The organism is Natronosalvus vescus, from assembly GCF_023973145.1.
Lineage (GTDB): Archaea > Halobacteriota > Halobacteria > Halobacteriales > Natrialbaceae > Natronosalvus > Natronosalvus vescus.
In genome coordinates this window covers 1866899-1879203 of sequence record NZ_CP099546.1, presented here as the reverse complement: position 1 = coordinate 1879203, position 12305 = coordinate 1866899, and the positions used below count along the sequence as shown (strand labels likewise).

Genomic DNA, 12305 nt, shown 5'->3' with positions numbered 1-12305 from the left:
GCGGGAACCGGGTCAGTCGCTCTCGGACGCCTCGGCCCGCCCCTCGCGCCAGTCCTCGAGGTCGTCCTCGTCCGCGTCGTCGAGACGGTTTTCGTAATAGGCCATCGGGTGTGGAATCCGCTCACAGAGGTCGTCCTTGTTCACGCAGTCGCCGTAGGACTGCATCGTCGCACACGACGGCGGCGAGTACTCCGTCGGCGAGCTATCGCCGCGGATGTGGTCGGTCTGATAGCGCGTCATCTCCTCGCCGAAACTCGAGTTGACGCGGTAGAGGTCGACGATTTCGTCGGTGTCCATCCCGATGCTCGTCAGAAACGCCGTGATTGCGAACCGGGAGTGGTGGGGCAGATGCTCGCCCTTCTGAATGTCGTCGAGCAGCGCCTTCATACACGGCGGGAACAGGTCGGGGACGACAGTGTCGATCTCGCGGGTGAGATCCAGGTCGGCCAGTACCTCCCGGATCTCCTCGGCGTCGTCCTCGAGCACCGTGGCGATCGGGTCGGGGACGTCGAACGGGAGGCCGTCTTCGACGCGGGTGCGGACGGCTTCCCGGACGAGCGTCAGGAGTTCGGCTTCGGTCACCGGCACCTCGCCGTCGGCGAGCGCCCGATTGACGAGTCGCCACTCGTCCTCCCAGAGGTCGCCCGCCAGCGGAAGGTAGGTGCCGACGTCGATCCGGTAGTCGGCCGATCCCTCCTCCTCGACCGGACGCACCGCGTTCTCGAGGTCGAACTCCGAGAGCAGGGTTTCGAGGGAGACGCCCGTCGACTCGACGCTCTTGAGTTCGGTCGTGTCGGTGAAGTCGGCCGTGAACCGGTCGAACGCCGTCTCGGCCTCTGCCCGCGCGTACCTGCGGATCAACACCCGTTCGGCGACCAGCGAAACGAGTACCCGCGCGACCGGATAGGAGAGTAACTCGATGCGGGTATCCCGGCTCGGCTGGCCCACGTCGCCGTCCTCGATGGCGGCGAGCACCCGCTCACGGGCGCGGTCGACGACCGCCTCGTCCTGCTCGACGACCGTCGCCAGGTCGACCGCTTCGGTGGCGACGGCCTCGCGAGCCCCCTCGAGGAACGGGTATCGCGCGTGGAGCCGTTTCATCACTCCGAACATTCAACCGGGAGTGGATAAACACACGGATTACCGTCTCGAGCTTTCAAGAGGGCTCGGATCCTCAGTGGAGGTATGCCAACCGTCACGCGAGATGGGGTGTCCATCTACTACGATCACGATCGCGGCGAAGGCGATCCCGTCGTCTTCCTGCAGGGAGTTGGTACCGGTCGCTGGCAGTGGCGCTGGCAGCGCGAGGGGCTGGCAGGATACGACCTGTTCGCCCCCGACACGCGCGGCACGGGTCGATCGGACGCCGGTCTCCCCCCGGTTTTCCCCAGCCTGCCCCGGCGGCTTCGCTCGCCGCTCCTCCGGGGCCGGTTCAGCTACGACGGCGACACCCTCGCTGCCGACCTCGAAGCCGTGCTCGAGGACGCCGGCGTACACAATGCCCACCTCGTCGGGGTCGACCTCGGCGGGCTGATCGCCCAGCGTTACGCGCTCGAGTACCGGCGGGCGGCCTCGCTGACGCTCGTCGGGACGACTCCTGGTGGTGAGGATGCGGTCGCGATGGACGACGACGTTCGTGACCGGCTACTCGCCACGTCGGGCTCGAAACGGGAGGCGATCCGCGAGCGGACGCGGCCGTTCTTCAGCGAGCGCTTCACCAACCGCAACCCTCACCTCATGGATCGCCTCGTCGAGTGGCGGCTCGTCCACGATCCCGACGATCCGGCGCTCGAGGCCCAGCTCGGCGCGCTCGAGCGAATGGACGTGCACGACCGGCTGGAACGCCTCCGCGTGCCGACGCTGGTCATCCACGGCACGGACGACCGCATCGTGCCGGTCGAGAACGGCCGGCTGCTCGCCGAACGCGTGCCGGGAAGCGAGTATCTCGAACTCGAGGGGGGCTCCCACGGCTGTTTCATCGAGGAGGACGAGCGCGTTACCGACCGGATTCGGACGTTTCTGGCGCAGGTTACGGAGACGACACCGACCGCGTGAGCTTACCTCGAGGCGACCACGTGGTATAGAATCTGTAGTTATTTGATATAGAGTTTGGAGTTTTAGAGGACGATACCGCTTCCAGTATTGATGACATCGAGCGTCCGGATCACCGACTCATTGACGAGCCGGCGGATCCCGCCTGGCGACCTTCCCGAACAACACGCGATTGTCCGCGACGAGCCGATACCCCCGTTCCCGTATCCGCTCGTGGGCCGGCAGTCGGCGAAGCCCCCGAGCCGCGTACTTCGACGGGGACTCGAGGCGAGCCACCGCTTCCTCGAGGGCTTCGCCACAGGAGTACACCCGATCCTCGGTCAGAAGGTGGGCGCAGTTCTCGTAGTCGTCGGGGAGGCGGGCGAGCTGGTCGGGGCTGAGTTCCTCGAAGCCGACGAGTTCGAACTCCCCACGAGCGTCGGCGTACTCGGCACACCAGGTGCAGAAGCCGCAGTCGTCGTCGTACACGAGTCGCGGAGGCGTCTCCGACATACGTCAATTGACGAGGTGGCGGCCAAAAGAGCTGTTCCCTGAGTTACAGCGGCGACGCTCGATTAGAGACTGCCTACCGCCTACCGTAATCGACGCAGCCGCATTCGTCGGCTTGTCGACACGGCAGCGCTCGCCGGCACATTCATGTCGACAGGCCGATTCACACCAGGCCGAACGAATTTCATAGGTAGGTGTTGAACGCCGGGCATATGAAGGCGCTGTCGTCGCGGCTGCGACGCTGGTTCGTCAACGGGGTCGTGATCACGATTCCGATCATCGTCACGCTCATCGTCCTGCTCGTCGTCCTCGAGTTCGTTCTCAGCCTGCTCTCGCCGGTGGTCGCCGGCGTCGACTACGTCTGGGCCAACGAGCCGCCGCGAGAGGTCATGCAGGCGGTGACGGTCGGGTCGCTGATCGCCTTCTTCCTCCTCGTCGGGTTCGCCGCGGAGTACACGCCCGGTCGATACCTCTCCCGGTGGTTCCACCGAACGATCGAGACGATTCCGGGCGTGGGGACGATCTACACGAGCGTTCGCCAGGCCAGCAACGTCCTGGTTGACGACGACGTCGATCAGTTCGAGGACGTCAAACTCGTCGAGTTCCCCCACCAGGACACCTACGTGCTCGGGTTTCTGACCGCCGACACCCCCGCGGCGATCGAAGCCTCCGTGAACTCGACGGAGATGCAGACGGTCATGATCCCGCTCGGTCCGAACCCGATGACGAACGGGTTCATCGTCCACGCCCCCGCCGACAGCGTCTACGACGTCGACATCAGCGTCGAGGAGGCCGTTCGGATTACGGCGACGCTCGGGGTCGCGTCGAATCACGTCGACGAGAATTGATACGAGTGGGTGTACCTGCTTACCGGTAGCCACACACGGTATTGGGTCTCACCGGGAAGAAACGACAAATGACCGTATGATCGTATCTCGAGTGGAAATCGGGGCAACCACTACTCGTCAGCGAGCAACCGATCGACCATCGTGTCGGGGTCGAAGCGCTCGAGGTCGTCGTAGCCCTGGCCGACACCCAGGAACAGAATCGGTTTTCCGGTCACGTGGGCGACCGAAATGGCCGCGCCGCCGTTCGAGTCGGCGTCGGCTTTCGTCAGAATCGTGCCGTCGACCTCGGCGGCCTCGTTGAATTCGCGAGCGCGGTTGACCGCGTCCTGGCCGGCGACGGCCTCGTCGACGAACAGCGTCATGTCGGGATCGACCACGCGGCCGATCTTCTCGAGTTGATCCATCAGGCCTTCGTTCGTGTGAAGACGACCCGCCGTGTCGCCGAGGACGACGTCGATGTCGTTCGCGTTGGCGTACTCGACGGCGTCGTACAGCACCGCAGCGGGGTCGCCCCCCTGGTCGTGGGCGATGAGCTTCGTGTCCCGCGCCCGGGCGTGTTCGGCGATCTGTTCGTTCGCCCCGGCCCGATAGGTGTCGCCGTTGGCCATCACGGTCGAGTAGCCCCGCTCCTCGAAATAGCGGTCGAGTTTGGCGATCGACGTCGTCTTGCCGACGCCGTTGACGCCCGTGAAGATGATGACGAGGGGTTTGTCCTCGATGGCGACCCGCTCGTCGAAGTCGAACTGGCCGACGCTGATCACGTCGTAAATCGCATCGCGGAGGGCTTCCTCGACGACGGCCCCCGTCGAGGTGGTGAACGTCCGCGTCTCACCGATCAGTTCGTCGCGGATGTTGTCGAGAATCTCCTCGGCGACGCCCATCTCGACGTCGCTCGAGAGCAAGGCGAGTTCGAGTTCGTGCAGGGGCCCCTCGAGGTCGTCCTCCTCGATGACGAACTTCCCGCGGACGAGCGAGCGGGCTTTGCGGCCGAAGCCGGTGCCGTTGTCGTCGTCAGTTTCGTCGGTGTCGCCAGCGACATCGGCTTCGTCGCCACCGTCGTCGGCGGGCACATCGGCAGCATCGACAGGATCGCGCTCGGCCACGTCGTCGGCACGCTCGAGTTCGTCGCCGACGCTCGCCGACGCTCGCTCATCAACGCTCGTCGGGGCCGCCTGGGCATCGGCTGCCCCAGCACTTGCCGTTTCCGACGGGGCATCCGATGCGTCAGTGGTCGGTTCGTCCGCAGTCACCTCGTCGACCGGCGCATCGTCGGCCGGGGCATCGACCGGCTCCTCGAGGTCGTTGTCCTCCAGTTCGGACTCGTCGACATCTTCGACGTTCTCGTCGGCGGCCGCTTCGGCTTCCTTCCGGAAGCTCCCGAGTTTCTCCTTCAGGTTGTCGAACATGGGCGTCGGCTCCCTTACTCGTCAGGGCTCTGTTCTTGACCCTGCTGCATCTGCTGCATCTGCTGTTGCATCGCCTGCTGCTGGAGCTGCTGAGCCTGCTGTTCGAGCTGGCCGCTCTCGGCTTCGAGCTCGCTGATCTGGTCTTCGAGCTCCTCGATACGGTCGTCGAGTCGATCCTTCTTGTGCTCGAGCGTCTCGATAGCACCCTCCTGATCGCGCTCGAGGGCGTAGTCGGCGCCGAGTTCGACGATCACTTCGTCGATGTCCTCGATCGTCGCCCGGACGTAGGCACCGCCGCCGAGGGGTACCTGCACCGTCGAGCCGGACTCGAGCTGTTCGATCGCGTCGGTCGCCTCGTCGACGGCGTCCTGCTGGTCGCGGACGGCTTCGACGTCCTCTCGAAGGAGTTCGATCTGTTCCTGGATCTCCTGTAGCTGCTGGGAGAGTTCCTGGAGCTGCTGTTGGCTGGCACCCATCACTCGGCCACCTCGGTTCGAGCGGCAGTGACTGGACGCGTCGCCTCGTAGCTCGTGTTTGTTCGCATGGCTAGCCGTCCGTCAGGCAGTCGGAAGAATGTTCCCTTCCCCAGTCGTGCGAGCGCTCCTCGAGCCCAGCAAGAATCGGACGGCGAAACAGCGAGCGCCGAGTAGGCTCAAGCGTTTTTGCGCTCCCCGGCGAACGAACGGCTATGACCGAACTCGATCCAGACACCCTGTTGCCGTCGCCCAGAATGCGAACCCAGGCGCTCGAGGGCGAGGTAAGCCAGATCCACCGCGGACACGCCTACGCCGAGGAAGGCGATACGTTCACCGTCGAGGGCGAACAGTTCGAAGTCACCTCCATCACCGAGCGACGACTCGGCGATCTGACCGACGAGGACGCCAAAAAAGAGGGGGTGCCGGATCTCGAGGCCTACCGGAAGTTGCTCGAGCGCGCCCACGACGACTTCGAGTGGCACGACGAGAGCGAGATCGTTCGCCACCGGTTCGAACGGGTGAGCGATTCCACCGGCGACTAAACGATATCGGGGGTCGCGGGATACCGCCAGGCCTCCCCCTCGTTCGCCTTGAGGGCCGCGATAATGCAGAACACCATGTCCAGCAACGGGATAATGATGATGAGCGGAATCCCGATCAGGACGAAAACCAGAATCCCCGAGATGATCATGTACACCGTGAACATGATCTGCCAGTTCAACGCGTTCCGGGCGTTCTCGTGGACGAAGGCGTCGTCGGTCACGAGCAACACGATCAGCGGGCCGAGCACCCACGTGAACAATGCGAGAACGTGCGTGATGGCGGCAAAGGTGGTGTCTTTTTCGGCAGCATGCGCGTAACCAGGGTCTGTCGTCTGCGTCGGTGACTGCGTGACCGCCGTAATTCGTTCTCCACAGTTCGAACAGTATCGACTGCCGGTAGCGACCTCCGCGCCGCAGTCGGGGCAGTACTGAGCGTTCATAGCGGCCCCTCGAGGCCGCCGGTGAAAGTAGTTCGCCTTTTGACGTCTGGAGCGAACCGCTATCGCTCGAGATGGACGTACCGGTGGCCCGGATTTCGACGTATCAGACGGTGTCAGCAGCAGCGAAGGGCAAGAAAAGCCGTCAGTCGATGTAGCCCAGCGCGTCCTCGATGCGGCCGAGTTCCGGCCCCGTCGTATCGCGGCCGACGGCGTAGCCGTGCTCGTTCGCCAGCAACCCCGAGCCGACGAGGGGGGCGCCGTAGTTGATCGTCCCGACGTCCGCTCGTACGTCCAGCGCCGCCTCGAGGTGGTCGAGTTCGGCGTCGGTCGCCTTCGGGTGACAGAGTACGCCGGTGTTGGTCGCGACGGCGGCCGTTCCGATCGTCCTGACGCCAGCGAGATCGCCGCGTTCGACCGGCACGTCGAGAGCCTCTTTGACGACCTGGACGGCCTCCCGGGAGAGGTCGGCGTGGACGTAGGCCCCGTAGTCGTTCGCCAGCACGACGTTACCGGCGGCGTTGATGCTGCCGGGCAGTTCGGTAACGGGGACATCGAGGGCCTCCTCGAGTCGTTCGCGCTCGTACTCGAGCACGCGCGAACTGACGAGGACGCCGTTTTCGTTACCCGTAGCTAACGCGCCGACGGTCGAGGAGCCGCCAACGGTCGTCTGGACGGGCTCGACGTCGAGTTCGTCGGCGAGGTCGGTGACGAGGTCGTCCTCGGCGTCGGGGCGAACGAACAGGTGCGTGTCGGTCGTACGGGCGAAGACGCCGATGTACGACGACCCGCCGAAGGCGGCGCGAAGCAAGTTACTCGGCGACCTCGGCCTCGACGACCGCCTCGCCGGCGTCGTCGAACCGGGCGGCACGAACGCGGAGCTTTCGCGGCGGGTTCGAACGGCCCTGCGACCAGATCGTCTCGTTGATCGAGGGATCGAGTCGGATGGCTTCCTCGTCGACGGCGAAGTGTTTCGCGAGGTGTTCGCGGACGAGCGTCATCGCGTAGTCGGCGGCCTCGTGGTTGGGGCGTTTCTTCGCGTCGCGCAGCGGAACGGTAACGACGCGTTCCTCGAAATCACTTGCACTCATGCTTACTCGTCAGTGTCGTTCCGACGCCAGTTGCGTCGCTTGGGGTTTCGCTGGACGTTCATGTCGGTCTTGAGCATGACCCACGCGGGAACGCGACTGTTCTGGTTCTCGAGTTTGGCAAGACGCTTCTTCTTGCCCTTCGATTTTTTACCCATAGTGGACGCACGTAGCCCACGCTGGCTTAAAATCTTGTCCATCTGTGTGCCCCAGGAACGGCGAACGGGCCGTGTTCAGTGGTAGCAGGCGAACTCGTTCGTACGGACTGTTGTACCGGATTATCGGTGATTCCCTTACGGGTCGAAAACCACCGGTAAGCGACTACAATTGACCGTATCAGTGATACCAGGCGACAGATGTCGCCCGATGGCGACTGTCGTAGGCATCGAGTCCCTCGCCCGTCAGCCGCCGGATTCGTAAATCGTCGTACAGCGTCGTGTGCGTGTAATCGAGGAACGTTACGGGGACGACGAGACCCCCATATTCGTCCCGAACGACGCTGGCCAGAATCGTGTAGACGTGTTTGTGGCGGGTGTTCTTCACGAAGCCGCCGAAGACGGGGGTCGTCTGCTCGAGGGCCGATACGGCCTGGAGCGCCTCCACCGAGCGGCGCGTGAGTTCGTAACAGAACAGGCCGGTGTCCTCGTCCGCCAGGATCGCGTCGAAGTCGGTCGGCGTCTCGAAGTACTGGCGGAGATCGCGCGTTCGAAAGAGCACGTTGTCCTCGATCGAGCCGGCAACGTACCGCGGGATGTCGTAGCTGGTGTGCTCGCGGAAGCCGTCGACGAGTCCCTCGGCGACCGCCTTCGGATCGGCGGGGTCGGCGTCGGCGAACGCCTCGATCAGCGCCGGGTCGGCCGTCTTGTATCCCCGGAGGGCGTTCACCGTGTACGGGCGGGTCTCGTGGGCGTCGACGAACGCGAAGAAGTCGGGATAGCTGTGGTACGTGAAACGTACCTCCCTGGTTTCGCCGGGTTCGTTGGATTCGTCGAGTTCGCCGGGTTCACCCGTGCCCAGCTCGAGCGCATCGATCGCGCCGAGGTCGGCGACGAGCTGCTCGAGCGGGGCGTCCTCGAGGCCGAGTTCGTCGTCGAGGGCGGCGGCGTCGGCCGGATCGTCCACGATCGAGACTGTGGCGCCGTCGTCGTTCTCGGTCTCGGGAGTGGTCGAGACGACACCCGAACTGTAGGCCAGGCGGTGGCCGTCGACGGTGGCGATATCGGCATCCGACGGGCGAAGCCGCTGGGCGACCAGTGGATCGAGATCCTGTCGTTTGAGGTTGGTGCCGGTGAAGCGATCGTAGCCGAGGAAGACGTTGTACGTCGCTCGACCGCCCCCGACGACGGCACCGCCGCCGACGATGCCGGCCAGCAACTGTCGCCGGGTCAAATCGAGATCCATTCGTCACCCCCTTCGAATCGATCGATCAAATGTGTTGTGACGTCGGCCATCGAACCGAAGGGGACGTTCATGCGATCACCGCTGGTCGGCCACACGAGCGCGTCTCGAGGCGCGCTGTCAGGCGCTCGAGACACAGCCCACGTCCACGGGAAACGTGTCTCACCCATCATCGAGCAACCGATGTTCGACGTATCGGGTCACCGCCTCGAGGGTCGCGTCGCTGAGCGTCGGGGTGTACACCCAGCTCTCGACGCCGTCGTAGCCGTCGTGTTGGGCGAACGCGTCGTGGTCGTAACAGGCGGTGCCGTGAAACCGGGTGCCGCCACCGAACTCCTCCGGGCCCGCGTAGGCGGTCGCCATCGGCGAGACCTCGAGCGTCCGATCGTCGGTGCGGACGGCGGTGCCCAGGTCGTGATCGCAGCGGCTGTCGATCACGCTCTCGACGACCGACGACGAGAGAAAGGTGTGGAGCACCTCGTGGATCGCGATGTTGCGGGTGACTGCACGGGAGTCCCACAGTTCCGTGGCACCGAGGTTCGCGACGACCTGGGCCCCCTCGCCGTCGACGGCAGCGACGTGTCCGTTCGGCCGTCGCGTCCCGCCGTAGCCGACGTTGTAGTGGAGCGGCCCCCACCAGCACAGGAGGTGCGAGCAGGTACCGGTGATCGCCCCCCGATCCAGGAGCGTCGAACGGAAGGCGTCGAGGAGTTCCTGCTGGCTCGGCGCGACCGCCTCACGCGGCGAGGAGATCGACGCCAGCGAGAGGTCGACCCGACCGCCACGTTCGATCACGACGTCGACGTCCTCGAGCCGTCCGTCCGCCCACGCGTACCGCTGTACCTGTTCGAACGCCTCGCGGACAGCCTCGAGGGCGTCCTCGAACGGCGGCGCCCAGCCCGTGGTGACGCCCTGCCAACCGTATCGAGCCCAGCCGGTGGTCGGAATCGTCCCCGGGTACATGCGGACGTGAACCGTTCCCCCACCGACAGCAGTCACGGTGTCGGTCGTCGACGAGAGGACGGTTGCCCCGCCGAGGGCTGCCAGCACCTCTCTGCGGGTAACGACGTCGCCCGTGGACGGCACCTGGGTGGTGTCCTGGTCGTCCGGCGCGGTCATGACCTCCAGGGGAGACGGAAGGGGTGCTCGTCGCCCCCATCCACACCTGCCGTCACAGCGATTCCTGGAACTGTCGAGACCCTCGAGCGGAGACGGTCACGCTCGAGGGTCTCAGGACTTCCAGGAACCGCTATCATTTCACCCACACTGGCCGGGCGTTCACCATCGGCCTGCATCCTCGGTTCTGTCCCCGTCATACCGAAAATGTTACAACAGAATCCGATATTACTGTTCGGACTGTATTTCCACGATAACACCAATTACACAGCCTGTAACAACAAGTAGGGAAGTCAGTTTCAATTCATATAACACATTACGTATCACCAAACAGATTGTTTCTCGAGAGTGTCTCGAGAGTCGAACAGACACCGAACGATGACGGTCACTCGAGCGAGAATTCCTCGACCGTTTCGTACACCGATCCGGAACGGGTGAGCGTGCTCTCGGTGAGGGTCACGGACGTCACCTCCATCGTCCCGACCGTCGGCGATCGCTCGCGGACGAGCGACTGTACGTGGGCTTTGCCGCCCGCGTGATCAATCCGTGCGAGGGTGACGTGCGGGGTGAACTCGTGGTCGTTCGATTCGAATCCCATCGCCGTCGTTCGGTTCTCGATCGATGTCTGCAGGTCGGTGAGCACGTCGCCGCCCGCCTCGACGCCCAGCCAGACCACGCTGATGTACTCGAGGCTGGGGAACACGCCCAGGCCACCGAAGCGAACCGTGAAGGGCTCGAGGTCTGCGTCGTCGACGCCAGCCCGAATTTCGCGTTTCAGGGCTGGCAGACGCTCCGGGTCGACGTCCCCCAGGAACACGAGCGTCACGTGTACCTGCGTTGGATCCGTGAGCCGAAGGCCGGACGCCGCCGAGAGGTCGTCCTGCAGGGAACGAATCGAGTCGGCGAGGGCGTCCGGAAGGTCGACGCTGACGAACAGACGCATACCGTTCTCTCGGCGCTTCGCAGGCTTGAATGGTCGGGCGACCGCGCCGTCTGCAGGCTGTCGAACGCAGGTCTTAACCCGTCGGCTCCCCAACTCGCGGTAATGACCGACCGAAACGAGGAGTCGTCTCGCGAGCACCGATTCTCTTCGGGTGCTGGCTTCGACGAATCCTACGAGGAGTTCGACCTCGACCCGCCAGAACTCGGTGTCGATCCCTCGCTGGTCGACCCGATCGACTCCCGCGCGCTGACCGACCTGCTCGACGAGCGCCAGCTCGGCACGGACGCCGTCGACGCCCAGGAACTGCTAGACGTCGGCCTGAGCTACATGCAGATCAACCGCTACGAACAGGCGACCGAGGCGTTCGAACGCGTCGCCCGTTTCACCGACGACCCCGCCCTCGAGCAGGAGGCCTGGGTCAACAAGGGCGTCGCCCACGCCGAACTCGAGGAGTACGACGAGGCGATCGGTTCCCACCAGGAGGCGCTCCGAATCGCCCGCGAGGCCGAGGAAGACGCTGGCGAGTACGATCGCGCCTCCCCCGAACAGACCGCGACCGCTCACACCAACCTCGCCTACGCCCTCTGGGAGTTCGGTGACACGTCCCAGGCACTGGAGCACGCCGAACGCGCCGTCGAAGTCGACGATCGCTTTGCGGAGGGGTGGTACAACCGGGCGTTCTTCCTCGCCGACCGTGGCCTCAACGAAGAGGCGCTGCACTGTATCGACAACGCGATCAGACTCGGCCTGCGGAACGCCCAGGTGCTCGAGGAAAAGGCTCGGATTCTCGAGGAACTGGGCGAATACGACGAGGCGAACGTACTCGCCGAGGAAGCGAACGAACTCCGCGAGCGGGCCGAACAGCGACTCGTCGAGGAGCGCGAAGAGATGCGTGAGTAGCCGTGACCGGGGAGCATCCACTCGCTGACGAGGTGCCGATGGCCGGTCGGGGTACGGAAGCGAACGACGACCGGGTTTCCAACACGTCGAGTGACGATGACCGGACGGCCGACACCCTGAACGACGGGGGCCAGACAACCTCCTCGAGCAATGGCAGCCAGACAACCCCCTCGAGCGAGGACGAACGGACGAGCGACACCGCAGGCGACAGCCAACAATCCGGGGACGAGGACGGCCCCCTGTTACTCGTCGAACGCCAGACGCCAAAGGGGCTGCTCGTCTCGGTCTGTGATCGGGACGTGCTGGGCGAGACCTTCGACGCCGAGACGGGCGAGGCGTCCCTGACCGTCTCCGAGGAGTTCTACGGCGACGGAGCCGATGCCGTCGACGACGAGACGGTGGTCGACAGCCTCGCGAGAGCGAGCGTCGCGAACCTCGTAGGCGACGAGACGGTCGCCGTCGCCATCGAGGCCGGCTTCGTCGAGGAGGGGAACGTCCTCGAACTCGAGGGGACGAGACACGCCCAGTTCTTGCGGATGTGAGAGTGGGTCGGCTGATCTGTCGCCCCTACAAGTAGGTTACCAGCAACGTAGAGAGCTCCCCAAGCCGG

At 64.7% G+C, this 12305-nt stretch carries 16 protein-coding genes; 5 read left to right on the top strand and 11 right to left on the bottom strand.

The window, feature by feature from the left end:
* Positions 1–12 precede the first annotated feature (12 nt).
* Positions 13–1101 carry a DNA primase regulatory subunit PriL gene (gene priL, locus NGM68_RS09040; RefSeq protein ID WP_252701310.1) on the bottom strand — a complete coding sequence of 363 codons (1089 nt, stop codon included), beginning with the start codon at positions 1099–1101 and terminating at the stop codon, positions 13–15.
* An 84-nt stretch (positions 1102–1185) separates the two neighbouring features.
* On the opposite strand from priL, the gene NGM68_RS09035 reads away from it, so the two are divergent.
* Positions 1186–2055, top strand: a complete 870-nt coding sequence (locus tag NGM68_RS09035; RefSeq protein WP_252701309.1) for an alpha/beta fold hydrolase — start codon at positions 1186–1188, stop codon at positions 2053–2055.
* A gap of 117 nt (positions 2056–2172) precedes the next feature.
* Here the strand turns inward: NGM68_RS09035 and NGM68_RS09030 are convergent, their stop codons facing one another.
* Positions 2173–2544, bottom strand: coding sequence for a thiol-disulfide oxidoreductase DCC family protein (locus tag NGM68_RS09030; protein WP_252701308.1), 372 nt, complete (start codon positions 2542–2544; stop codon positions 2173–2175).
* Positions 2545–2753: 209 nt separating this feature from the next.
* Between NGM68_RS09030 and NGM68_RS09025 the strand changes: the two genes are divergently transcribed.
* Complete coding sequence (locus NGM68_RS09025; protein ID WP_252701307.1) at positions 2754–3389, top strand: DUF502 domain-containing protein; 636 nt, start codon at positions 2754–2756, stop codon at positions 3387–3389.
* Between the two features lie 110 nt (positions 3390–3499).
* On the opposite strand, the gene ftsY is transcribed toward NGM68_RS09025, so the two are convergent.
* Together ftsY and pfdA are read right to left on the bottom strand one after the other, a co-directional pair.
* Positions 3500–4795, bottom strand: a complete 1296-nt coding sequence (gene ftsY / locus NGM68_RS09020) for a signal recognition particle-docking protein FtsY (protein ID WP_252701306.1) — start codon at positions 4793–4795, stop codon at positions 3500–3502.
* A gap of 14 nt (positions 4796–4809) precedes the next feature.
* On the bottom strand, positions 4810–5271 hold the full coding sequence (pfdA, locus tag NGM68_RS09015) for a prefoldin subunit alpha (protein ID WP_252701305.1): 462 nt from the start codon (positions 5269–5271) through the stop codon (positions 4810–4812).
* Between the two features lie 212 nt (positions 5272–5483).
* On the opposite strand from pfdA, the gene NGM68_RS09010 reads away from it, so the two are divergent.
* Complete coding sequence (locus NGM68_RS09010) at positions 5484–5813, top strand: ASCH domain-containing protein (RefSeq protein WP_252701304.1); 330 nt, start codon at positions 5484–5486, stop codon at positions 5811–5813.
* On the opposite strand, the gene NGM68_RS09005 is transcribed toward NGM68_RS09010, so the two are convergent.
* The 7 genes from NGM68_RS09005 to thpR all read right to left on the bottom strand — a co-directional run bounded on the left by NGM68_RS09005 (position 5810) and on the right by thpR (position 10795).
* Positions 5810–6253: a DUF4870 domain-containing protein gene (locus NGM68_RS09005; RefSeq protein ID WP_252701303.1), complete on the bottom strand. Its 444-nt coding sequence runs from the start codon at positions 6251–6253 to the stop codon at positions 5810–5812. The two genes, NGM68_RS09010 and NGM68_RS09005, sit on opposite strands and share 4 nt — an antisense overlap.
* Before the next feature lie 142 nt (positions 6254–6395).
* Positions 6396–7061, bottom strand: coding sequence for a translation initiation factor IF-6 (locus NGM68_RS09000; protein ID WP_252701302.1), 666 nt, complete (start codon positions 7059–7061; stop codon positions 6396–6398).
* 1 nt (position 7062) lies between these two features.
* Positions 7063–7341 (bottom strand): 50S ribosomal protein L31e, encoded by a 279-nt coding sequence (locus tag NGM68_RS08995; protein WP_252701301.1) that lies wholly within the window; start codon positions 7339–7341, stop codon positions 7063–7065.
* Positions 7342–7343: 2 nt separating this feature from the next.
* Positions 7344–7496 carry a 50S ribosomal protein L39e gene (locus tag NGM68_RS08990; protein WP_252701300.1) on the bottom strand — a complete coding sequence of 51 codons (153 nt, stop codon included), beginning with the start codon at positions 7494–7496 and terminating at the stop codon, positions 7344–7346.
* A 178-nt stretch (positions 7497–7674) separates the two neighbouring features.
* Positions 7675–8739 (bottom strand): hypothetical protein, encoded by a 1065-nt coding sequence (locus tag NGM68_RS08985; RefSeq protein ID WP_252701299.1) that lies wholly within the window; start codon positions 8737–8739, stop codon positions 7675–7677.
* Between the two features lie 159 nt (positions 8740–8898).
* Positions 8899–9855: a hypothetical protein gene (locus NGM68_RS08980; RefSeq protein ID WP_252701298.1), complete on the bottom strand. Its 957-nt coding sequence runs from the start codon at positions 9853–9855 to the stop codon at positions 8899–8901.
* A 382-nt stretch (positions 9856–10237) separates the two neighbouring features.
* The gene (thpR, locus tag NGM68_RS08975) at positions 10238–10795 is read right to left on the bottom strand and encodes an RNA 2',3'-cyclic phosphodiesterase (RefSeq protein ID WP_252701297.1); all 558 of its coding nucleotides are present in this window, start codon (positions 10793–10795) and stop codon (positions 10238–10240) included.
* A gap of 102 nt (positions 10796–10897) precedes the next feature.
* Here thpR and NGM68_RS08970 point away from each other — a divergent pair, with 102 nt between their 5' ends.
* Positions 10898–11695 (top strand): tetratricopeptide repeat protein, encoded by a 798-nt coding sequence (locus NGM68_RS08970; protein ID WP_252701296.1) that lies wholly within the window; start codon positions 10898–10900, stop codon positions 11693–11695.
* A gap of 239 nt (positions 11696–11934) precedes the next feature.
* A complete protein-coding gene (locus NGM68_RS08965; RefSeq protein WP_252701407.1) occupies positions 11935–12237 on the top strand; it encodes a DUF424 domain-containing protein in 303 nt (100 codons plus the stop codon).
* Positions 12238–12305 lie beyond the last annotated feature (68 nt).